The following is a 24,007-nucleotide window of genomic DNA, read 5'->3' as shown; positions in this document are numbered from 1 at the left end:
TGACAACCACCTCTTTGCAACATTTTATGCCATAGTCTGCAACATTTGACTCCCTTATTCCAAACAATACAGGAATAGCTTTACTGCATTATTTTAACCGAAAGATTGCTACATATGAAAACCCAACTGTACCTGCTTCACTTCTTGTGTACCTCCGTTTTTAATGCCTTACGGGCAGCACCTCCTCCATACTGCCTCCAGACAAAAGACAGGATTGTTTTTTTTAGCGATCCGGTTTTTACATGATGTGTTCTTTGCGCACACCTGCCTTACGATCCTACCTAAAACAGGAGTTTTGAAATTTCCGGGAAATGTAATTGGCCACTCATTTCCAGGAGATTTAATAACTATAATCCGATTGCAAACATTTAAAAAAAACAAAAGAAATGATTAAAAAAATCATCTTGCTGTTGTTGTGCCATATGACGCTTTATACAGCCTTTGCACAGAACGTAAATATTTCAGTAAATGCAACGCAGAACAAGCGTTTGATTTCACCATACATATATGGCAAGAACGATTGGTTTGACAAGCCGTTACAATTTTATAAAGACGCAGGTTTGCGTTTTACCAGGATGAACGGTGGCAATAATGCAACAGGTTACAACTGGCGTAAAAAAATTACGGTACATCCCGATTGGTACAACAATGTTTACAGTGTTGACTGGGATGCCATGGCACAAAATGTTGCTTCCAATTTTCCAGACATGCAGGGCATGTTTGCTTTTCAGTTATTAGGCAGAGTAGCATCCAACACCAACAACAACTTCAACGACTGGGCATACAACCAATCGCAGTATTGGTCCGGTGTCGGTCAGAATTTAGCCGGCGGCGGTACACCTGATCCAAACGGCGGCACTAAGGCTTTGGTGGATGGAGACATGACTTTGTTTACACAGCCATGGCCAGCCGATTCTTCCGTAGGAATCCTGAACCATTGGTTTGGAGCCGGCGGCTTAGGGCTCAACAAAAACCAGTTCGTATACTGGAATATGGATAACGAGGTAGATATATGGAATGGTACGCATGATTATGCTATGCCAACGTTGATCTCTGCCTCTGCATTCATGGATCGCTACATAGAATTAGCGAAAAAAGCGATAGCTCTATATCCTGGCATCAAACTTTGTGGACCTGTTGCCACCTCTGAATGGCAGTGGTACAAATGGTCAAATGAAAGTATATACATCAATGGCCGGTATTATTCCTGGATTGAGTATTTCATCAAACGCCTTGGCGATGAGTATAAGGCAACCGGTATCAAACTGGTAGATGTATTAGATATTCACAATTACCCCTGGTATAATAATGATGATGCTGCGGCACTGCAAGGACACCGGATTTACTATGATACGACCTATGATTATCCTGGTTCAAACGGTATTAGAACAAGTACCGGCGGATGGGATCCCTCCCTTACCAAACAATATATTTTCAAGCGCATCGACGGCTGGTTGAACGAACATTTTGGTGCAAACCATGGCATAACAGCGGGCGTAAGTGAATGGGGTACCATGTCAAGTAGCAATCCAAATCTTGAATCGGTTATCTATGCTTCGCATCTGGGTACATTTGCAAACAATGGCGTTGAATTATTTTCACCATGGAACTGGGCTACCGGCATGTGGGAAACATTGCACCTCTTTAGCAGGAATGCAAAAAAATATAGTGTTTTAAGTACTTCTTCTTTGGAGAATACGGTATCTGCATACTCCTCCATAAATGAGAATGCCGACTCTTTAACGGTGATACTGGTGAATCGTGACATGAGCGCTTCCCGCACGGCTACCATCAATTTAAGCAACTTCAATGTTGCCAATGGCAATTACAAAACATTGCAGTTGTCATCATTGCCGTCAACAGAGACCTTTGTATCGCATACGCAAAATGCACTGAAAGAAAGCACAGTAGCGGTAAATTCAAATTCACTCACCCTAACTGTACCGGCACTCTCTACTACGGCCATTCTGCTGGTTAAAGCCACAACAACCCCGGCCCCGGTTACCTATGTTACAATTACTAACAAGGCTACCGGTTTGCTGATTGACGGTATGTCCAGAAACACTGACGGATCTAACGCAGGTCAGTGGAGTAACAGCGGCAGTGAGGCACAGCAATGGGTTATAGAGTCTGTAGGAAGTTATGTGAAAATTAAAAACCGTGCTTCAAGCTTATACCTTGATGGCAATGGCAGTACAAACAATGGTGCAGTTGTAGTTCAAAAAGTTGCCAGCACTAGTCCGAACCAGGAATGGTTGCAGGTACCTACAGGCACTGACATGAAGTTTAAAAACCGTGCTACCGGGCAATATATAGATGGTCTGGGTAGAACAGCCGATGGTTCAGATTTAGGTCAATGGAAAAAAAGCAGTAATAATAATCAGGTTTGGACGATAAACACTTTGGCAAATACCCAAAGCACTTTGGCAAATATTCAAAAGACAACTGACATTACATCATCCAGCGAACCAAAATCTCAGATAGAGTTATATCCAAATCCATTCTCATCCAGTTTTAGTCTTAAAGTTGGCAACCCTGATGATGTATTACGCATTACAATTTCTGACATGATGGGCAAGCAGGTGGAAACTATAGAGCATTCAGCAGTTTCAAACTTCATGACTATGGGAACTTCCCTGAAACCAGGTATGTATGTAGTTCAGGTACATGGGGTGAACTGGTTGAAATCATTTAAGGTGATTAAAGTGAACTAGAATAGAAAGTTACATTCCTTTTAAGCCTTGAGCTTTCAAATTTTTCTTTGAAAGCTCAAGGCTTTTTTGTTGGAGCCAATGATCATAATGAGGTGGTCATTAAAGTTATATAGGCCTTCTGCTTGTGTTAAAATTATTTAAAATCAAGCCGGTTGAAACATTTCATACCTCAATCATTTACAAATGATGCACCTCAATCAATCTGCGTCAGGATAGTTTTACAGCTTCAATACAACTACAAAAAATAAACAAATAATGAAGATCAGGAGGAACCTTATTAAACTACTTGCACTGGTATTTCTGAACACTGGTGCGGTTCATGCTCAGAAAGCTATTACACAAGAGACGATCCAGGAGCAAAAAATTCACTCCTTAATAAAAAAGATGACGCTCAGGGAAAAGGTTGGGCTGCTGCATGCAAACTCTAAGTTTTATGTATCGGGGGTTAAAAGACTTGGCATTCCCGAATGGGCGTTGTCTGATGGACCGCATGGGGTTCGGGCAGAAATAAACAGGCATGATTGGGGTTATTCCGGATGGACGAATGATTCCGCCACCTGTTTTCCCCCGGGCACGGCACTTGCTGCCAGCTGGAACCCCGCCCTCGCTTATGAGCGTGGGCTTGTGTTAGGTGAAGAAGCCCGCTTTCGCAGAAAAGATATTTTATTAGGTCCGGGCGTTAACATCATCCGCTCTCCGTTGTGTGGTCGAAACTTCGAATACCTCAGCGAGGATCCTGTTCTGATTTCAAGAATGGCTGTTCCATACATCAAGGCGCTGCAATCAAAAGACGTTGCTGGAAGTGTGAAGCATTGGCTGGCCAATAACCAGGAAGAAAACCGGGGAACTGTAAATGTCTTAATGAGTGAACGTGCCTTACGGGAGATTTATTTGCCCGGTTTCAAATCAGCCATTGTGGAAGGGGGAGTCTTGACGGTGATGGCTGCTTACAATAAGTTCCGTGGTGACTGGTGTTCTGAGAACGAATACCTCAACCGCCAGATTCTCCGCAAGGAGTTTGGCTTCAAAGGCGTACTGATGACAGACTGGGATGCGGCCCACAGCACAGTCAAGGCCGCTTTGGCGGGCCTGGACCTGGAAATGGGAACCGATATTAAGGATTATGATCAATGGTATTTTGCCAATCCGTTGGTTCAGGCAGTTGAGGAAGGGAAAGTGCCCATGTCGGTAGTAGATGAGAAAGTAGCTAATGTGCTTCGTGTGATGATGCAGACCAAAGTTCTGGGCGACAAGTCTCGCGAGAAAGGAGTTATGAATACGCCGGCGCACCAGCAAGCTGCATACAATTCTGCTGCTGAAGCGGCCGTATTACTACAAAATAACGATAACCTGCTTCCGCTGAATTTCAACACCTTAAAATCGGTGGCTGTGATTGGTGATAATGCTACCCGTAAACATTGCAACGGCGGTCTGAGCTCAGAAATCAAAGCTTTATACGAGGTAACGCCGCTGGAAGCGCTCCAGAAGAAATTCGGAAACAGTGTTCAGATCAACTTCGCCCAGGGATACGAAAAACAATCCATTTTTAAAGAGGGAAGCAATTCAGGGCAGTCCAACACCGATAAAGTGGATTGGAAGTTAATTAATGAAGCGGTTGAAGCTGCTAAAAAATCAGAAGTCGCCATCATTTTCGCAGGATTGAACCACGATTTTGATACCGAATCATTCGACAGACAACATATGCGGTTGCCTTATGGACAAGAGACTTTGATCCGCGAGGTGGCCAAGGTCAATCCAAATACAGTAGTTGTGATCATTGCCGGTTCTCCTGTGGAACTGGGCGGTATTGTTAACCGGGTGCCTTCCATTGTGTGGGCATGGTATGGGGGCATGGAAGCAGGAAACGCGGTGGCTGATGTGTTGAGCGGCAAAGTGAATCCTTCCGGAAAAATGCCCTTCACGCTGCCTGTTTCCCTGGAACAATCACCCGCCCATGCTTTGGGCAACTTCCCTGGCAGAGACCTGAAAGTAAACTATGAAGAAGGTATCCTAGTGGGTTACCGCTGGTTTGATACAAAGAAAATTGCGCCACAGTTCCCCTTCGGACATGGGCTTTCTTATACCAGTTTTGAGTTGGGTGCTCTTGCAACAGACAAGGCAACTTATGGAAAAGATGAAGTCATCCATGTGCAATTTACCGTGAAGAACACAGGTACACGATATGGTGCAGAAGTCGCCCAGTTGTATGTGAGTGATCCCGTGGCTACGGTATTGCGTCCTGCCAAAGAACTCAAAGCCTTTGAAAAAGTATTTCTCCAACCTGGAGTGACAAAGACGGTAACGTTAAATGTGAAGGTTGCTGATCTCGCTTTCTACGACGAATCAAAAAAGGACTGGAATGTTGAGGCAGGAGACTATATCCTGCAATTGGGCAACTCTTCAGGCAATATTGCTCAGACACTGAAAATTACTGTCCAATAATTGATATAGCAACGAATGTATAAAGCGGGAATAAATATGAAAACAAATAAAAAGATATTGGCCGTTGTTTCGGCAATATTCTTTCTCCAGTCGATGTGTTCTGCTCAAATCACTTTACCTAAAGTATTTGGCGACAACATGGTTTTGCAAAGAGATATCCAGATCCCTGTTTGGGGAAAGGCGGCTCCGGGAGCGCTTATCACTGCAAAACTGGGACCGGTGCGTACCACTGCAAAAGCGAATCAGGAAGGAAAATGGACGGTCCGTTTTCCAAAGTTCAAAGCCGGTGGCCCCTATGAGCTTGAAATTATTGAATCAGGTAAACCGGATGCTTCAATCAGGCTAAAAGGCATTCTCATCGGGGATGTCTGGCTGGCTTCGGGCCAATCCAATATGGAATGGCAGGTGCAGCAGGCCCAGGATGCACGGAAGGAAATAGAAAATGCCAATGCTCCACAAATACGTTTTTTGGTTGTTGAGCATGACAAAAAATTATCGCCTCAATCCGATATCCAGGCCGGTAAATGGAAAGTTTGTGATACCGCAAATGTAAAGGAGTTCTCGGCAGTTGCTTATTATTTTGCGCGTAAACTGCACGGTGATCAACATGTTCCCGTTGGCATTATTCAAAGCGCCTGGGGCGGAACGCCAGTGGAAGCCTGGACGAGCCGCGACATGTTGCTTACATCACCCATTAGCAGAGCAAGTACACTCAGTAATGATACGCTTCATCTTGATCCGGAAGATCTTGTAGCCGATAGTTTGAACTGGATACGCATTTGGCATATTGTTTTAAATCCGCAGAATAATGCTGATAAAATATTTCCGGCTCCGGAATATAACGATGCTGACTGGACTGGTATTGAAATGCCCAATGTGTTAAAGGATTTTGGAATTGGAAATTATGAAGGGATGGTTTGGTTACGGAAAAAAATCACGTTACCTGAATCTTTTGCGGGAAAAGATTTGACATTGAACCTGGGCCATCCGGAGATGAACTATTCATTGTATTTCAATGGACAGGAGATCTGTAAGAATATCTGGAATTCCAATGCCACTCATTCTTTTACTATTCCGGCTCGTTTGGTGCAACGTGGAGAAATTACTATTGCTGTCAGGGTAGCCATGCTGTGGGGCGGTGGTGGTTTGAATCCTCCGGCTGATGACATTTATATTACCGATGGTGCTTCTAAAATTTCTTTAGCCGGGAAATGGTTGTATCAAAAAGGCCTTGAAACCGCTTTTCCGAAAATACTCAACTACCAGTATTACCCGACTGTGCTCTTCAATGCCATGATCAGCCCGCTGATTCCTTATGGCATCAAAGGATTTCTTTGGTACCAGGGGGAAGCGAATGCTCAGGCAGCCTACAATTACAGAAAATTATTTCCCATGTTGATCACAGACTGGCGGCAACGCTGGAAGCAGGGTAAGCTTCCGTTTTTATATGCCCAGTTGGCTAATTTCAAAAAAGTACAACCACTTCCTGCCGAAAGTGACTGGGCCGAATTGAGGGAAGCGCAAACGCTGACATTATCACAGCCTAACACAGGGATGGCTTGCATCATAGATATTGGTGAAGCGAATGATATTCATCCGAAAAATAAGCAGGAGGTCGGCCGCCGGCTGGCATTGATTGCCAATAAAATGGTGTACAAAAAAGATTGTATCGCAACGGGTCCTGTATATAAAAATTTCCGGAAAGATGGGAACCGTATCCGGATCGGTTTTTCCAAAACAGCTTCAGGTCTTTCAACAAAAGATGGAAAAGAAGTGACCGGCTTTGCCATTGCAGGCAAAGACAAACAATTTTATTGGGCAAAAGCAATTATTGAAGGAAATGAAGTTGTTGTTTATTCTGATATAGTCGCCGATCCTGTAGCAGTGCGCTATGCCTGGGCCGATAACCCGGCATGTAACCTCGTAAATGCTGAAGGCTTGCCTGCTATCCCTTTCAGAACGGATGATTGGAAAGGCATCACGCAAAAATAAAACCAGAGTTCAACCATTAATATAATAATTCTTAAGAGAAAAATATGAAAGCGAAAATAATTGTAGCTGTTTGTATCCTGTTTTGTCATTCACTCCTGGCCCAGGAAAATTATCCTTCTCCTGTAAAGGACAATAAGGAACCTGTTGAGCAAGGGAAATTTAAACCTGAATGGCAGTCTTTGAAGGAGTATAAAGCGCCCGAATGGTTTCGGAATGCAAAGTTCGGTATATGGGCACACTGGGGGCCGCAGTGTCAACCCGAACAAGGCGATTGGTATGGCAGGTTTATGTATGATGAGGGCAGTGAGCCCTATAAATGGCATGTGGCTCATTACGGACATCCCTCAAAGGCCGGGTTTAAAGAAGTGATCAATGACTGGAAAGCTCAAAACTGGGATCCGGAAAAACTGGTAGCACTCTATAAACGTACAGGTGCACAGTATTTCTTTGCCATGGCCAATCACCATGACAATCTTGATTTGTGGGACAGTAAATACCATGAATGGAATTCAGTTCGTGTCGGTCCCAAAAAAGATATTGTTGCCGCCTGGGCAAAAGCAGCTAAAAAATACCAGCTTCCCTTTGGATTAAGTGTGCATGCTGCGCATGCATGGACGTGGTTTGAAACGGCTCAGCGATCAGATAAAAACGGACCGTTAGCCGGCATTCCCTACGATGGAAAACTCACAGTGGCCGATGGCAAAGGAAAATGGTGGGACGGGCTTGACCCGCAAGAATTGTATGCACAAAACCACAACCTAAGTGAAGGCAGCGAAAATATTAAATCTTTGTGGAATCAGTGGTATTGGCAGAACGGCGCTTCAATTCCTTCACAGCAATATTGCGAAAAGTTCTACAACCGTACAATGGATCTGATCAATCAATATAACCCTGACCTGCTTTATTTTGATGATTCAGGTCTTCCTCTTTACCCTGTAAGCGACGCCGGTTTAAAGATTGCTGCGCATTATTACAATCATAACATGGCAACGCATAACGGAAAATTGGAAGCGGTGCTTTTTGGCAAAGTGCTTACCGATGAACAAAAAAAATGCATGGTTTGGGATGTGGAACGCGGGGCGCCTGACAAACTCCAGGCTTTACCCTGGCAAACATGCACTTGCATCGGGGAGTGGCATTACGACAGGGCTGTGTACGACCAAAACCGTTACAAATCGGCAGCAACCGTTATCCGCATGCTCGTAGACATTGTCAGCAAAAACGGCAACCTGTTGCTGAACATCCCGGTTCGCGGCGATGGTTCGATAGATGAGAAAGAGATAAAAATATTAGAGGATATAACAGCATGGATGGACGTTAACAAAGAAAGCATTTTTGATACACGTCCGTGGAAGATTTATGGCGAGGGGCTTTCAGCAGATTCTTCTAATCCCCTAAGTGGATCGGGTTTTAATGAAGGTAAAGTGCAGTTATCAGAAAAAGATATCCGCTTTAACCAAAAAGGAAATATCATTTACGCAACCGTGCTTGGTGTTCCGGCGGAAGATGTGCGTATAAGATCCTTAGGAAAAAATAATAATGCATTAAAAATTAAAAAAATCTCGGTGCTTGGAAGCAAGGAAAAGCTTTCCTGGAAACAAGAGGCAGGCGCTTTGATAATTGAAAAGCCAAAAATGATTCCAAATGATATTGCGATTGTGTTTAAAATAGAATGGAAGTAGATCGCCTTGAACCCTGTAGCAAACTGCCTTATGACCCCAATAAGATATTATAAACCCGAGTTAGACTTGCTTCGCCTTTGTGCATTTTTATTTGTGTTTTTCACACACCGAATGGATCTTGCGCCTATTGACCCTGTGCAATATTATTGGGGGCACCATATTAGTTTGGTTGGAGTTTTTGGAGTGCCACTCTTCTTTTTTCTTAGTGCATTTTTAATTACGGAATTACTTACCAAGGAACAAGACCAATTCGGAAAAATTAGTGTCAAATCTTTCTACATTAGACGCATTCTTCGTATTTGGCCATTGTATTTTACCTTCTTCTTTGGAATGGTATTAGTCACACAGTTTTCGGACAAATTCGGACAAATTTCACCCGGAACTCAATTTGCATTCAGTTTGTTTTCCGGCAACTGGTATATTAGTTTTAATGAATGGCTGTCGTCTTATCCTATTAATCCGCTTTGGAGCATTTCTGTTGAAGAACAACTTTACATTTCACTTCCATTAATAGTTTTTTATGCAGGCAAAAAAGGACTGAAGATTTTTTCATTACTCTCATTGCTGCTTGCTTACGCAACTATTATTTATTATGCCTTAAAACCTACAGAAGGGTTTAGTGGCCAGTGGACAAATAGCTTTGTACATTTCCAATTTTTTGCAGCAGGAATTCTTCTCTCCATTTATTTAAAGAGCTGGCAACCAAAATGGCCCACAGTCCCCCGGATTGTAATATTTATGGCAGGACTGGTATGTTGGTTGTTGGCCTCAATTGTCTGTGGAATTCATGCAGATGCTCCACACCTTTCAACTATTTCACAGGCCATTTGTGGCTGGTTATTGATACTGGTAGGAGTAGTAATGTTTTTTCTGTCATTGTACGGCGCTTCGTTAAAATATATGCCACCTGCGTTGGTATATCTCGGTCGCATATCTTATGGCATGTACATATTTCATATCACAATGTTTTGGTTGGTTTATCAAATATTTAAAGAAGAACTGGCGTCTTTCAGTGCAATGATTGGTTTGTATGAATGGAGAAACAATGTTGGCTTTATTATCGCTTTCCTTGCTACTGTAATTATATCATTATTGTCATATAGATTTTTTGAAAAACCATTTCTACAACTGAAAAGGAGATTTACGTTTATTCCTTCAAGGGACTAAGGAGCGCCTCAGTTCTTTGCAAGGCAAATAAAAATGTTTAGCAAATGAAAAAAACTGTATTTCTGTTGGCAATCTTGCTTTCTTCCATATCGGAAAACCTGATTGCCCAAAACTCAAAACAAAATAAGCCTTCCGTTCAGCAACGTGTGATAAATGTTGACTTCACTAAATCAGCAAGCACACTGAATACTTTTTTTAAAGAGTGTGTTGGTGCGGGAAGGGCGAATGAAGGATTAAGAGCCGACTGGCAACAACAACTGGCTTATGTAAAAAAAGAATGTGGTTTTAAATACATCCGCATGCATGGTTTGCTGACAGATGACATGGCTGTTTATAAAGAAGACAGCAAAGGAAACCCTGTGTACAATTACATGTATGTTGATGTCCTCTTTGATTTTTTGCAAAGTATAGGAATGAAACCTTTTGTTGAACTGGGATTCATGCCTAATGCACTTGCCGGCGGGCCTCAAACAATTTTTTGGTGGAAAGGAAATGTAACACCACCAAAGAGCCATGAAAAGTGGGCAGACCTGATAAAAAATCTAACAGAGCATTTTACCGAACGTTACGGAGCAGACGAAGTAAAGACCTGGTATTTTGAAGTGTGGAACGAACCTAACCTTTCTCCTGGTTTTTGGACAGGAACACAACAAGATTATTTTAAGCTTTATAAATACGCAGCACAAGCCGTTAAAAGTGTGAACAAGGAATATCGTGTGGGTGGGCCGGGTACCGCAGGTGCAGCATGGGAAACTGAAATGATTGATTATTGTTCAAAGAACAATGTGCCTATTGATTTTGTTAGCACTCATTCTTACGGAGTGAATCAAGGGTTCCTCGATGAATATGGAAATTCAGGAACTGTGCTTGCCAAGGAAGAATTTGCAGTTAGCGGCGATGTACTTCAATCAAGAAAAGAAATTGCAACTTCACCCATTCCAAATCTGGAATTGCATTACACCGAGTGGAGTGCATCTTATACACCTGCAGACCCGATCCATGATAGCTATCATGAAGCGGCGTATGTTCTTCAAAAATTGAAACAGGTAGGTAGAGCTGCCAACTCCATGTCATATTGGGTGTTCACTGATATTTTTGAAGAACCTGGTCCTCGCTTTGAACCTTTTCACGGAGGCTTTGGAATGTTGAGCATACAAGACATTAACAAGCCGGTATTTTATTCATACCAGTTTTTGAATCAGTTAGGAAATATTGAATTGGTAAATAAAGATGCCGCCTCATGGGTGTGTAAAGATTCATCAGGCAACATCCAGGCCCTGGTTTGGGATTATACATATACTCTTTCTGATTCCACCAATAACCAGCAGTATTTTATACGTGATCTTCCATCAAAGTCGAAAGGAAAATTAAAGATCAATATTGCAAACGTTCCCAATGGAAATTATGCGCTTGAAGTTTATCGTGTTGGTTATCGCAGCAACGATGCTTACTCCACTTATCTCGATATGGGAAAGCCTCAGCAACTTTCAAAGCAACAGGTTGAGCAGATAAAAAAGCAAAATGATGGTTCTCCGGTATTCAAAGAGATCATTACTATAAAAAATGGAGTTCCGTTTTTGAAAGAACTGGAGATTCGTGAGAACGATGTTTTCTTTTTAAATATTATCAAACTGTAAATGCTATCGCCTGTTAAAATACACCGGTCCAATTAAAAGCAGACGAAATCAGAAGGCTTTATCGGACAAATAATAGGCGAGGTACTACTCTTAAAAATTAAAGAATAAGTAATTAAAGGAGGTATAGAATGTTTAAACGAATGTATGCGCAAATTGTTATTTTAAGTTTTGCCTTTCTGATTGGCTTCGGCGCCTGGGCACAAGAAAGGCCACCAATTAAATTAGGACCCGATGACAAGCCCGCCTTTGACAATCCACCTGCCGGTTTCAGGGACAAACGCGACAATATTGCTCATGGTTCTATCGCTACTGTTCAGTATGACTCCAAAACACTCTCCACACGTCGGGAGATGCTCGTTTATACCCCTCCCGGTTATTCACCCGACCGAAAGTACCCGGTAATTTATTTACTGCATGGTCTCAATTCCAGTGCCGGTCAATGGCCTTACTGGGTTCGTGCTGATAATGTCATCGACAACCTGGTGGTCGATGGTAAAATTGGACCCGTGATTATGATTTTTCCTAATTGTAATACCAACGTAACTGTGTCCAATCCTAAGCCTGATGAACAGGAAGAGCGAAAAGGTGGATTTAAAGGTTATGGTAAGTCTTTCGAAGACGATTTGCTCAACGATATTATTCCTTACATCGAATCGCACTATTCGGTATACACCGACCGCAAACATCGTGCACTCGCAGGGTTGTCCATGGGCGGCGGACAATCGTTAAATATCGGCCTTTCGCATATCAATACGTTTGCTTATGTCGGTGGATTTTCTTCAGCCCCCAATACCAATGAATTCGGGGGGCTTTCTGCCACCAAACTGTTGCCGGATTTGGTAGCAGCCAGGGAGCAGCTCGAACTATTGTGGCTTGGCTGTGGCAACAAGGATGGACTGATCGGTGTCAGCCAGCGTGTGCACCAGCACCTCAAAGAACAAGGGGTGCCCCATGTATGGCATGTAGATGACAATGCTCACGACGATACCGAGTGGGCCAATAACCTGTATCTTTTTGTACAGCATATTTTCAAATCACGCAAGGAAAACGAAACATCACAGGAAAAGCCGGTTGCTCAATTGCAAAGTCCTGACAAATCCATTGCATTAAATGTATTCTTATCTGCTTCAGGTGAAATTCAATATGGTGTAAAAAAATCTGGCATAAGCGTCATTGAACCTTCGGCTTTAGGAGTGATGATGAAGGAGCACAATTTCACACAACGCATGAAACTGGCGACGGTAACAAGACCTGAAAGGATACAGGATAGCTACCAAATGAAGAATGCAAAAAAAAGCAACATTCAATATCAGGCGAATCAATTGGTGGTTTCTTTTGTCAATGAAGAAGAGAAAAAAATGGATATCATTTTCCGGATATCCAATGACGGTGTGGCTTTCCGGTATTCATTTCCCTGGATAAAAAATAATGAAACGATAGTTAAAGAACATTCCTCATTTACATTTGACAAAAAAACAAGAGCCTGGTTGCAACCCATGAGTGAAGCAAAAACAGGTTTCGGGCATTGTCATCCGTCTTATGAAGAACATTATTTGCAGGATATTTCTGTTGGTACAGAATCGCCGTTAAAGTCAGGTTGGGTGTACCCTGCTTTGTTTAAAACAAATGATACATGGGTACTGATCACTGAAGCAGCACTTGATGGTACTTATTGCGGCACAAGATTGATCAATGACTCTGCCTCGTCTGTTTATTCAATCGGGTTTGCCGATCCGAGAGAAGTGTTTACAGGTGGTGGCTATTTACCGGAAAACAATAAACCCTGGCTTACACCGTGGCGCATTATAACAATTGGCAGTTTGAAAACAATTGCAGAATCCACGTTGGGTACCGATTTGGCACCGAAAGCTATTACTATAGACCAGGCATTTATCAAACCCGGCAAAGCATCGTGGAGTTGGATCAATAGCAAGGATGATATGATCGTTTATGAAGAACAAAAAAAGTATGTTGACTTTGCTTCATCAATGAACTGGCAATATTGCCTTATTGATGCAGACTGGGATACTAAGATCGGATATGATAAGATAGCTGAACTGGCAACGTATGCAAAACAAAAAAATGTCGGATTGATTTTGTGGTATAATTCAGCCGGTGATTGGAACACGATTACATATCATCCTAAAGATATATTGCTGACGAAAGAAGGGAGGAAAAAAGAATTCAGCCGTCTGCAGGCATTGGGCATTAAAGGCGTAAAGATTGATTTCTTCGGTGGCGATGGTCAGAGCATGATTCAATACTACATTGACATTTTGAACGATGCTGCAAAATATAAGCTGCTTGTAAACTTTCACGGCGCCACACTGCCAAGATGCTGGCAAAAAACATATCCTCATCTTATGACAGCTGAAGCCATTTATGGAATGGAGATGGTAACATTTGACCAGAATGCAGCCGATAAACAAGCCAACCATTGCGCAATGTTGCCGTTTACAAGAAACGCATTTGACCCGATGGATTTTACACCCATGAATCTTACGGGACTTACGTCATCCAATTGTATCAGAAAAACCACTCCCGCTTTCGAATTGGCTCTTTCGGTATTATTCTTATCCGGCATACAACATTATGCCCAGGCACCGGAAGGCATGGCGATCGTGCCCAATGATGTGAAAGATTTTCTGAGAGCGCTTCCTGACAACTGGGATGATGTAAAGTTTCTGGACGGCTATCCCGGAAAATATGTTGTCATCGCCAGGAGAAGTGGTAATCGCTGGTACATTGCCGGTATTAATGGAGATACAACTGTAAAGAAAATAAGTCTTGACTTTACTCCATTTAAGAAAAGCAAGGCGACTATTTTCACGGACGGTACAAAAAGTGAACTGTTTTCAAAAACACTCCTGAATACCACAAGACAAAAGAAATGTGATCTTACCTTGAATGGAAATAGTGGATTTGTAATGGTGCTTGAGTGATTAGTGTTCTCTTCAACTTGAAAATACATCGAAAAATAATGAAAACTTCATCGGTTGCGTTATTGGTAATTTTCATGTTAATAGTAACATGTACAACAGCGCAGAAAATTAATAACACCAGGATTCCCTTCGATTTTGACTGGAAGTTTGCGCTGAACGATCATCCAGGCGCTGAACAACCTGGATTTAATGATTCGAAATGGCGCTTACTGGATGTTCCTCACGACTTCAGCATCGAACATCCTTTCGATTCTTCCTATAAAACCGGGGCAGGCGGAGGTTATACTTACAGCGGCATTGGCTGGTACCGGAAACATTTTAAAACCGAAAAGGATTTTGCTGACAAAAAGCTTTGGATTTTGTTCGATGGTGTTTATCGGAACAGCGAAGTATGGATCAACGGACATTACCTTGGCATTCGGCCCTATGGCTATTCTTCTTTTTATTATGATCTCACACAGTATTTGAATCCTGTTGGCAGGAATAATGTCATTGCAGTAAAAGTAAACACCACCGAACAACCCAATTCGAGATGGTACACCGGTTCGGGAATTTACCGGCATGTATGGTTGGTTGCAAAAAACAAACTGCATCTTGATCAATGGGGTGTTTTTGCCCGCACAGTTGAGGCAAACAATGATAAGGCAAGCATTGATGTTTCTGTAGGGCTGAGCAATGAAAACAAGGTTGATCAGTCCTGCACCGTAGTTACAAAATTGATAGATGCAGCAGGCAAAGAAGCCGGAAGGGCCGAATCGAAAGTGGATACCAAGCCCGGCCTGGCACTGAAAATCGAACAAAATATCAAGATCAGCAAACCTGCGTTATGGTCCATTGAACAACCTAATTTATACCAGTTACAGGTAGAAGTGAGATCGGGCGGAACGGTGGTTGATCGTTATATTTCGCCTTTCGGCATCAGAACATTTCATTTTGATCCCAACAAAGGATTTTCTTTAAATGGAAAACATGTGAAGCTGAAAGGTGTAAACAACCATCACGACAATGGACCATTAGGCGCTACTGTTTTTGATGGTGTGCATAAACGCAGACTGGAGATTTTGAAAAGCATGGGCTGCAATGCCATCCGGATGAGCCACAATCCTCCTTCACCCGAATTGCTTGACTATGCGGATAGAATGGGCTTTGTGGTGATTGACGAAATATTTGATGAATGGATGGATGGAAAAACACCGGGTGGATATGCTCCTTATTTTGAAAAATGGTACGAAAAAGATGTTGAGAACTGGATCCGTCGTGATCGCAACCATCCTTCTGTTATTGCATGGAGCATTGGCAACGAAGTAAGAGAGCAGTATAATAAAGAGAACGCATTGAAGGTAACCAAAATGCTGATGGAAGCTTCCCGCAAACATGATACTACCCGTCCTATCACCGCAGCTTGTAACGAAATTCTCAATGTCAATTCTTTTGGAATGGGTGATCTGCTTGATATAGTTGGATACAATTATCAAGAAGCATATTATAAAGCAGACCATGACAAATATCCCAACCGGGTGATCTTCGGAACGGAAACGGTAATTTATCCTTATCACCCCGGCACTTGCTGGCAACTGAGGTCCTATAATCAATGGCTGGAGGGCCAGTTGAAAGATTATGTGGCAGGCGAATTTCTTTGGACAGGGTTTGATTATATTGGCGAAGCAGGTATTGGTGAAGTAGGCACCGGCTGTGAATTCTGGAAAACTTGGCCTACCTGGCCCATTCGTGGCGCCTCTTGTGGTGTAATTGACATGAGCGGTTTTCCCAAACCGGCGTATTGGTTCCGGAAAGCTCTTTGGAATGATGAACCCATGGTGCATATTGCTGTGCAAACCAATAAATCCGCACGGAACAGGGAACTGTGTTCTTTCTGGAGCTGGCCAAAGGTGGAAACGCACTGGAACCATGATAAGAAAGGCGACACCCTGGCAGTGCATGTGTACACCAACGTACCTGAAGTGGAATTGAGATTGAATGGAAAGTCATTAGGAGTTCGCAAATGGGATTTGAAAAATGAAGCTTTTCTTTTTTGGGAAGTGCCTTATGAACCAGGCAAACTGGAAGCGATAGGAAAAACAGCGGATGGAAAAACGGTTTCATTTGCTGTTCAAACTGCAGGCGAACCGGCTAAAATAATTTTATCACCAGACAAGAAAGTTTTAGAAGCAAACAGGCAGGATTTAAGTTATGTTTCTGTACAGATTGTAGACGCCAATAACATACTTGTGCCTTTTGGTGACAACATGATTAATTTTGAAGTGAGTGGTGCAGGCAAATTAACTGCAGTAGGCAATGGCGACCAGCAAAGTCATACCCCGTTAAAGGGAAGCCAGATAGAAGCCTGGCAGGGGAAATGTCTTGCCATTGTACAATCAACAGACAGGAAAGGCGAAATAACTATTACAGCCAGGAGCGGGTCGCTTCCTGTAGCAACAGCTACATTGAAAGCGGAATAAATTCAGGCCCGGTTGATAAAATCAAAACACTACTATAGAAAATGAATAAGACTATCATAACCATTTTGTTGCTCCAATTAACAATTTTTGCCAATGCACAGTACCAAACCAGGACCAATGCTAAGGGTACTGGTTTTTATATGAACCCCGTTTTTGCAGGTGATTATCCCGATCCGAGTATTCTGCGCGATGGCGAAGATTATTACATGGTGCATTCATCTTTTGAATATTATCCCGGTTTGTTGATCTGGCATTCAAAAGATTTGATGAACTGGAATCCTGTAACAAACGCTTTGTATAAATATGTCGGTTCTGTGTGGGCTCCTGATTTAGTGAAACATAAAAACAAGTACTACATCTATTTCCCCGCCAATGGAACCAACTATGTTGTTACAGCAGATTCAATAAATGGTAAATGGAGTGACCCCGTTGATTTGAAAATTGCTAATATAGACCCCGGACATGTTGTAGATGAAAACGGAAAAAGATATTTGTTTTTTAGCAGTGGCGGGTTTGTTCCCTTATCCGATGATGGACTTTCTGTTGCTGGTGCATTTAAGAGCTCTTACGGTGGATGGCAGATACCACGTGAATGGTCCATTGAGTGTTTTTGTATGGAAGGTCCTAAGCTGGTAAAACGAGGCGACTATTATTATCTAACAGTTGCAGAAGGTGGAACAGCAGGTCCTGCAACAGGGCACATGGTCATCTCCGCACGTTCCAAATCGTTGTTTGGTCCCTGGGAAAATTCTCCTTACAATCCAATTATCAGAACCACAAAAAATTCAGAAAGATGGTGGTCGAAGGGGCATGGAACTTTATTTGAAGATGCAAAAGGTAAATGGTGGATGGTGTTTCATGCTTATGAAAAAGGATTTTACAACATGGGTCGCCAGACCTTACTTCAACCTGTTGAATGGACAAAAGACGGCTGGTATAAAATACCTGGTGGCATAGTAGCTGATCAGCCTATTAAAAAACCAAATCTGATTACTTCTCATTCGAACTTTACATTGAGCGATAGATTTGATGGCAATAATTTAAAACCACAATGGAAGTTTTTTGGTGCATATGATACCAGCAGGTTTCACTTTGTCGATAATAGTTTAGCGATTAAAGCAAAGGGAAATTCAATTGCAAATTCTTCACCTCTTCTTTGTGTGCCGTCTGACCATTCCTACACAGCCGAAGTAGAATTGGTTATTGAAGGCAAGGCTACCGGTGGATTGGTTCTTTTCTATAATGAAAGAGCCTCTTCAGGTATTCTTACGAACAATGGAAACATACTGGCAAACATCAATGGCTGGCAATTCCCTACAGAAAAAAATGTTGTCACGAATCATCTGTTCCTTCGCCTGAAGAACATGAACAACACCGTTGATCTGTTCTACAGCACAGACGGAACCAAATGGAATAAGATTGAAAATTCATTAGACATCTCTGGATTTCATCATAATGCTTTTGGCGGATTTTTGGGTGTACGCATTGGACTTTGCTCAATGGGGGAAGGTGTAATTTAAAAATTTCGTGTATAAACAGGTAATGTAAAATGATTTCATTACGGGTTAAATAACAATCCGGAAGAACTTAATCAGCTACTCGATAATCACAAGCTTATTGCTTATGACTGATCTCCAAAAAACTTCCAAATGGGACAAATATTTTATGAACAAGAAAATTGAAAGAATAATCATTTTCCTTGGCTTGATGATTTCTCTCCTGCAGATCCCCGTCAATGGTAAAACCCAGAACGTACTGCAAACGACCAAATCAACTAAAAGCGATGACACTAATGCTCAAGGTATAAACTACTGGGAAAATCCTGATATCAATGGCATAAACAAGGAAAAGCCTCATGCATACAATTTTCTGTTCGAAAAAAAAGCTGGTAATTCAATGATCCAGTCACTTAATGGTGTCTGGAAATTCAAATGGTCCCCCGATCCGCAATCCCGACCGGTCGATTTTTACAGGTTGAATTATTCAACAGAAAAATGGGATCATATCCTGGTCCCGGGAAACTGGGAGCTCCAGGGTTTTGGAACTCCGATCTATACCAATGTTACCTATCCGTTCAAGCAAGATCCTCCAAAAGTTACAAGCGAACCGGAAAAATACTTTACAAGCTTTCAGCAACGTAATCCTGTGGGTAGCTATTGCACAACCTTTACTATTCCGGATAGCTGGAGCCATAAACAGGTATTTTTAAACTTTGGGGGCGTACTCTCGGCCATGTATGTGTGGGTGAACGGCCAAAGAGTTGGGTACAGCGAAAACTCCATGTCGCCTGCTGAATTTGACATTACAAAATATATCCAAAAAGGAGAAAATAAACTGGCAGTTGAAGTATATCGCTGGTGCGATGGCAGCTACCTGGAAGACCAGGACATGTGGCGTCTCAGCGGTATTTTCAGGGACGTTGATTTAATTGCCCGCCCCAAGACTTTTATCAGCGACTTTTTTGTAAAAGCTGTGCCAGATAAAACGTTTGAAAATTCGAACATTTCTATAGCCCTTACTATCGATAACCGCTCTGCACAAAATGTTTCGGGATTGCACGTAGATGCCGAAGTTACTGGCTTTTCAGCACAAGGCGACATAGTTGATCTGTCTTTTACCGGGAAAGTTCCATTAGTTCAAAAGTCAAAACAGGCATCACTCGAATTGAAATCATGGATAAACCATCCCAGGCTTTGGTCTGCCGAAACACCGGACTTATATCATCTTACCATAAAACTCAAAAACAATAAGAATGAGATTGTGGACAAAGCCGAATGTTATTTCGGTGTCCGTAAAATTGAAGTGCGGGGAGATGTATTTTATATCAACGGAAAAGCTGTCAAGCTCAAGGGAGTAAATCGTCATGAGCAACACCCGCGAACAGGAAAACATGTGAGCCGTGCTTCCATGATCCGCGACTTGGAGCTGATGAAGCAGGCCAATATCAACATGATACGCACCTGTCATTACCCGGACGATCCTCTGTTCTATGAGCTTTGCGATCAATACGGCTTCTATGTAATGGACGAAGCGAACCAGGAATCGCATGGCTTTGGTATCGGAAACAAGGTGATTGGAGATAACCCGGTGTGGAAGAAGTCACATATTGAAAGGGCTGTTTCGCTGGTACAGCGGGATAAAAACCACCCCTGTGTTATTTTCTGGTCTTTGGGAAATGAAGGTGGTCGTGGACAAAACCTGGTAGCCATGGCTGATACCATAAGGAAACTCGATGCAAGCCGGCCAATTTATTCTGATTCACAACGGGATGTGGCAGATCTGTACGACGAAGGATATTTGCATCCGGCTGATCTGAAGAGCTTAGGGGAAAAGATAAAAGATAAACCGGTACTCATGCGTGAATACCTGCATGTCATGGGCAATTCGGGCGGCAACCTCCAAGAATACTGGGATGTCATTTATGCTGATTCCAGCCTTACCGGCGCTGCCATCTGGGAATGGATGGACCAGGGGCTGGTTAAGAAAAAGGATGGTTCGCCCCTTGAACTCACGGAACACCCTGATGATTATCAACTGAAAGACGATGAGTTCTGGGCCTATGGTGGCGATTTTGGTGATCAACCAAACGATGGGAATTTCTGTATTAGAGGTTTGGTTTCGTCTGACAGAAAACCATATCCACATTATTTTGAAGTTCAGAAAGTTTATCAGCCGGTTGTATTCAAGCTATTAAATGATAAGAACGTAAACATTCAGGTTACCAACCATTTCGATTTCCTTTCGCTTCGCAACTTCGATTTTGAATATGAATATACTTTGAACGGCAAACCGCTACAAAAAGGGAAATTCAGTTGTGACAAGATTTTACCAGGGACATCATCCAATATAGTAATCCCCTCAGTACAATTTGCTGATACAATTTCTTCCGAAATATATTTCAATGTTTATGCAAAACTCAAGACGGCAACGTATTGGGCAGAAGAAGGTTTTTGTATTGCCCGCGAGCAGTTTGTAGTGAAACCTTTTACATGGGAAAAAATAATTCCTGCCGGAAAGATGGTACATGTAACTGAATCGGAAACGCAGATTGAACTAAAAACAGGAACGATGTCTTTTACCTTGGACAGGAAAAATGGTTCTTTGGTTAGCTGGAAAGTTGATCAGCAAGAGCTGTTGAAAGGAAAACTTGAACCCTATTTTTGGAAAACGCCAAATGATAATCAAAAACATAGTGGTTATGTGAATGAGTTGGGTAAATGGAAGAAAGCAGCAGAAAACCTGGTGGTTAAAAAAGTAGAATGGTCAAAACAAGATAATCTGGCAACAGTAAAATTCGAGATGAATTTGCCAACCATCGGCGCAAACTATACGCTTACTTATCTATTGAACGGCGAAGGAAAATTACAAGTCGAAGCAACATATACACCTCTGTCTGATACCATTCCGCTAATTCCTAAATTTGGCATGAGGATGCGTGTCCCGGAAAACTATCGTACCATTGACTGGTATGGCCGCGGTCCATATGAAAATTACCCAGATAGGAAAACAGGTTCTCTAATTGGTTTATATAGTTCCCAATTAGCCAATTTCATTACTCCTTATCCGGCGCCACAAGACAATGCAAACCGTTGCGATGTGCGCTGGTTTACTTTATGTACACAAAGTAACAGGGTCATAAAACTAACAGGCTTGCAACCGCTTTGTTTCCGTGCATGGCCTTATACCGAAGAAGATCTGGAAAACTCGAGGCATCATTATCAGCTTCCCATTCGCGATTTCATAAACCTGAATATTGATTTGAACATTCATGGTGTTGGGGGCGATGATTCCTGGGGGGCTAAAACATTGGACAAATATACTAATCCTGGCAACAGGCCTTATCAGTATGGATTTATTCTTGAATATACAGGTGGAAATTGATATCGCAGGATGAACGCTCTGCCACCGGAATGGACAATACGAGAGGTGTATTGGTAATTTAAACTATAACAGAAAAACAGCAACACCTATGTTGATGCTAAAAAATACATTATTCAGGTATTAATTTGTTCAAAAGCAAAAATATGTTCAAAAGCATAAAAATATTTTCAAATAAGCGGATATTGATTTTTTTATTCTCTTTTCTTTTGGTAGATATGGTAATCGGCCAGGATGCCATGATAAATATTCAATCAAGGAACGCAATAAGTTTAAATGGCCAATGGAATGTTATTATTGATCCAACAGGTGTTGGCGAATGGCTGCAGGTTTGGTTGGAAAAAAGGCCCCAAAAGAAAACAGATTTTTTTGAGTATTCTTTCGATGGAGGTCCCGTATTGAAAGTGCCGGGAGATTTTAATTCTCAAAAGAGTGAATTGACTTTTTTTGAAGGAACCGTCTGGTATAGGAAAAAATTCAATTATACAATTCAGAATGAAAAAAGATTGTTTCTTCATTTCGGCGCTGTAAATTATATAGCTGATGTGTATTTAAATGGTGAAAAGTTAGGAATTCATGAAGGAGGATTTACACCCTTTCAGTTTGAAATCACGAACAAAGTAAAAAGTGGTATTAATAGCATCGTGGTTAAAACAAATAATGTTCGTCAAAAAAATGGTTTACCCGGTTTAGGTTACGACTGGTTTAACTATGGAGGCATTACCCGTGATGTTAATATTATCGAAACCGGTAAAACCTATATTCAGGACTATTCCATTCAATTAAAGAAAGGAAGCCTCAATACTGTTTCGGGGTGGATTCAGCTCGATGGTTTGCAGTTAGAACAGAAGATTGAAATAAAAATACCTGAACTAAACATTCAATACAAAACAAAGAGCGACAAAAAAGGGTTGGCACCAGTTGATTTTTCTTCGGGGTTTGAACTATGGTCGCCTGAAAACCCCAAACTTTACAAAGTAATTATTAAAAGTGAAACAGATTCTGTTTCGGAGAATATTGGTTTCAGAAACATTGAAGTAAAGGAAGGGAAAGTTTTACTAAACAATCATCCAATTTTTCTCAAAGCTGTAAATATTCACGAAGAAAACCCATACAAGGGGGCCAGGGCATATTCAAGGGATGATGCCAATTTATTACTAAAAGCGGCTAAAGAGTTAGGATGTAATCTTGTTCGTTTAGCACACTATCCCCACAATGAAAACATGATAAGAGAAGCCGAAAGAATGGGTTTAATGATATGGAGTGAACTTCCGGTTTATCAGCATATTGATTTTGCAGACAGTACTGTTCCTGTTAAAATGGACAGAATGCTGGGCGAGATGATACGCAGAGATAAAAATCGTTGCGGAGTTGTTGTCTGGAGCCTTTCAAACGAAACATATCCCTCTACCCCAAACCGTGACAAAGCACTGGTTGAGTTAACAAAAAAATGCAAGGCTTTAGATTCTGTACGTTTGATTACGCATGTCATTAACTCACAAAAATATCTGAGCAATAGCTTTGAATTGTGGGATACATTGTACCGGCATTCAGACCTGGTTTCAATTAATGAATATGCCGGATGGTATGTACCATGGCAAGGAAAACCATCTGATGTAAAATGGAAAGTAGTGTGTCCGGAAAAGCCTGTGTTTATTTCTGAGTTTGGAGGCGAAGCCTTATTTGGCAGTGACTACGGGCCGGCAGATGAAGCCGCTTATTGGACGGAAGAGTACCAGGAAAAAATTTATATTGACCAGGTGAAAATGTTTAACACGGTTCCTAATTTATCTGGTGTATGCCCCTGGTTATTGTTTGACTACAGGTCTTTGAGCAGGCTACACCCGGTTTATCAAAAGGGGTACAACAGAAAAGGTTTATTGTCGGAGAAAGGAGATAAAAAGAAAGCATGGTACATCATGAAAGTGTATTATAACAAAAAGTAGCAACTAAGAGTTCGCCATGTGTTTAAGCCTTATACAAAATTCCTGAGGAATGAAGCTGTTATTAAAATAATTTGCCATACGTAAGGAAGATGTTTTCTTTTTGAATTTGATCAAATACTAAAAATTTATGTATTCTTTGAACGGTGAT

Annotated in this window: 11 protein-coding genes; all 11 read left to right on the top strand. The window is 41.8% G+C overall.

Going from position 1 to position 24,007, the window contains the following annotated elements; all coding sequences use genetic code 11:
• The first annotated feature begins 386 nt into the window (after positions 1-386).
• The 11 genes from OCK74_RS23510 to OCK74_RS23460 all read left to right on the top strand — a co-directional run bounded on the left by OCK74_RS23510 (position 387) and on the right by OCK74_RS23460 (position 23,859).
• On the top strand, positions 387-2,714 hold the full coding sequence (locus tag OCK74_RS23510) for an RICIN domain-containing protein (RefSeq protein ID WP_279299547.1): 2,328 nt from the start codon (positions 387-389) through the stop codon (positions 2,712-2,714).
• Between the two features lie 255 nt (positions 2,715-2,969).
• On the top strand, positions 2,970-5,156 hold the full coding sequence (locus OCK74_RS23505) for a glycoside hydrolase family 3 C-terminal domain-containing protein (RefSeq protein ID WP_279299546.1): 2,187 nt from the start codon (positions 2,970-2,972) through the stop codon (positions 5,154-5,156).
• 36 nt (positions 5,157-5,192) lie between these two features.
• A complete protein-coding gene (locus tag OCK74_RS23500; RefSeq protein WP_279299545.1) occupies positions 5,193-7,148 on the top strand; it encodes a sialate O-acetylesterase in 1,956 nt (651 codons plus the stop codon).
• A 44-nt stretch (positions 7,149-7,192) separates the two neighbouring features.
• The gene (locus tag OCK74_RS23495) at positions 7,193-8,830 is read left to right on the top strand and encodes an alpha-L-fucosidase (protein ID WP_279299544.1); all 1,638 of its coding nucleotides are present in this window, start codon (positions 7,193-7,195) and stop codon (positions 8,828-8,830) included.
• Positions 8,831-8,860: 30 nt separating this feature from the next.
• Positions 8,861-9,997, top strand: coding sequence for an acyltransferase family protein (locus OCK74_RS23490; RefSeq protein WP_279299543.1), 1,137 nt, complete (start codon positions 8,861-8,863; stop codon positions 9,995-9,997).
• Positions 9,998-10,041: 44 nt separating this feature from the next.
• Positions 10,042-11,634 (top strand): GH39 family glycosyl hydrolase, encoded by a 1,593-nt coding sequence (locus tag OCK74_RS23485; protein ID WP_279299542.1) that lies wholly within the window; start codon positions 10,042-10,044, stop codon positions 11,632-11,634.
• A 128-nt stretch (positions 11,635-11,762) separates the two neighbouring features.
• Positions 11,763-14,576 (top strand): glycoside hydrolase family 97 N-terminal domain-containing protein, encoded by a 2,814-nt coding sequence (locus OCK74_RS23480; RefSeq protein WP_279299541.1) that lies wholly within the window; start codon positions 11,763-11,765, stop codon positions 14,574-14,576.
• 74 nt (positions 14,577-14,650) lie between these two features.
• The gene (locus OCK74_RS23475; RefSeq protein ID WP_279299540.1) at positions 14,651-17,035 is read left to right on the top strand and encodes a glycoside hydrolase family 2 TIM barrel-domain containing protein; all 2,385 of its coding nucleotides are present in this window, start codon (positions 14,651-14,653) and stop codon (positions 17,033-17,035) included.
• A 41-nt stretch (positions 17,036-17,076) separates the two neighbouring features.
• Entirely contained in the window at positions 17,077-18,555 is a 1,479-nt protein-coding gene (locus OCK74_RS23470; RefSeq protein WP_279299539.1) for a family 43 glycosylhydrolase, read from the top strand.
• A gap of 145 nt (positions 18,556-18,700) precedes the next feature.
• A complete protein-coding gene (gene lacZ, locus OCK74_RS23465) occupies positions 18,701-21,916 on the top strand; it encodes a beta-galactosidase, LacZ type (RefSeq protein ID WP_279299538.1) in 3,216 nt (1,071 codons plus the stop codon).
• A 143-nt stretch (positions 21,917-22,059) separates the two neighbouring features.
• Positions 22,060-23,859 carry a glycoside hydrolase family 2 protein gene (locus OCK74_RS23460; RefSeq protein ID WP_279299537.1) on the top strand — a complete coding sequence of 600 codons (1,800 nt, stop codon included), beginning with the start codon at positions 22,060-22,062 and terminating at the stop codon, positions 23,857-23,859.
• The last annotated feature ends 148 nt before the right edge of the window (positions 23,860-24,007 follow it).

Origin of the sequence: Paraflavisolibacter caeni (genome assembly GCF_025628885.1) — a bacterium.
Lineage (GTDB): Bacteria > Bacteroidota > Bacteroidia > Chitinophagales > Chitinophagaceae > Flavisolibacter > Flavisolibacter caeni.
Note: the sequence above shows the minus strand (reverse complement) of the source record. Positions and strands in the feature narration are given on the sequence as shown.

Excerpts from the sequence above, each read along its gene's own strand:
- lacZ (WP_279299538.1), top strand. The coding sequence starts at position 18,701 with ATGAACAAGAAAATTGAAAGAATAATCATTTTCCTTGGCTTGATGATT.
- OCK74_RS23470 (WP_279299539.1), top strand. The coding sequence starts at position 17,077 with ATGAATAAGACTATCATAACCATTTTGTTGCTCCAATTAACAATTTTT.
- OCK74_RS23510 (WP_279299547.1), top strand. The coding sequence starts at position 387 with ATGATTAAAAAAATCATCTTGCTGTTGTTGTGCCATATGACGCTTTAT.
- OCK74_RS23475 (WP_279299540.1), top strand. The coding sequence starts at position 14,651 with ATGTTAATAGTAACATGTACAACAGCGCAGAAAATTAATAACACCAGG.
- OCK74_RS23495 (WP_279299544.1), top strand. The coding sequence starts at position 7,193 with ATGAAAGCGAAAATAATTGTAGCTGTTTGTATCCTGTTTTGTCATTCA.
- OCK74_RS23490 (WP_279299543.1), top strand. The coding sequence starts at position 8,861 with ATGACCCCAATAAGATATTATAAACCCGAGTTAGACTTGCTTCGCCTT.
- OCK74_RS23460 (WP_279299537.1), top strand. The coding sequence starts at position 22,060 with ATGTTCAAAAGCATAAAAATATTTTCAAATAAGCGGATATTGATTTTT.
- OCK74_RS23485 (WP_279299542.1), top strand. The coding sequence starts at position 10,042 with ATGAAAAAAACTGTATTTCTGTTGGCAATCTTGCTTTCTTCCATATCG.
- OCK74_RS23500 (WP_279299545.1), top strand. The coding sequence starts at position 5,193 with ATGAAAACAAATAAAAAGATATTGGCCGTTGTTTCGGCAATATTCTTT.
- OCK74_RS23480 (WP_279299541.1), top strand. The coding sequence starts at position 11,763 with ATGTTTAAACGAATGTATGCGCAAATTGTTATTTTAAGTTTTGCCTTT.
- OCK74_RS23505 (WP_279299546.1), top strand. The coding sequence starts at position 2,970 with ATGAAGATCAGGAGGAACCTTATTAAACTACTTGCACTGGTATTTCTG.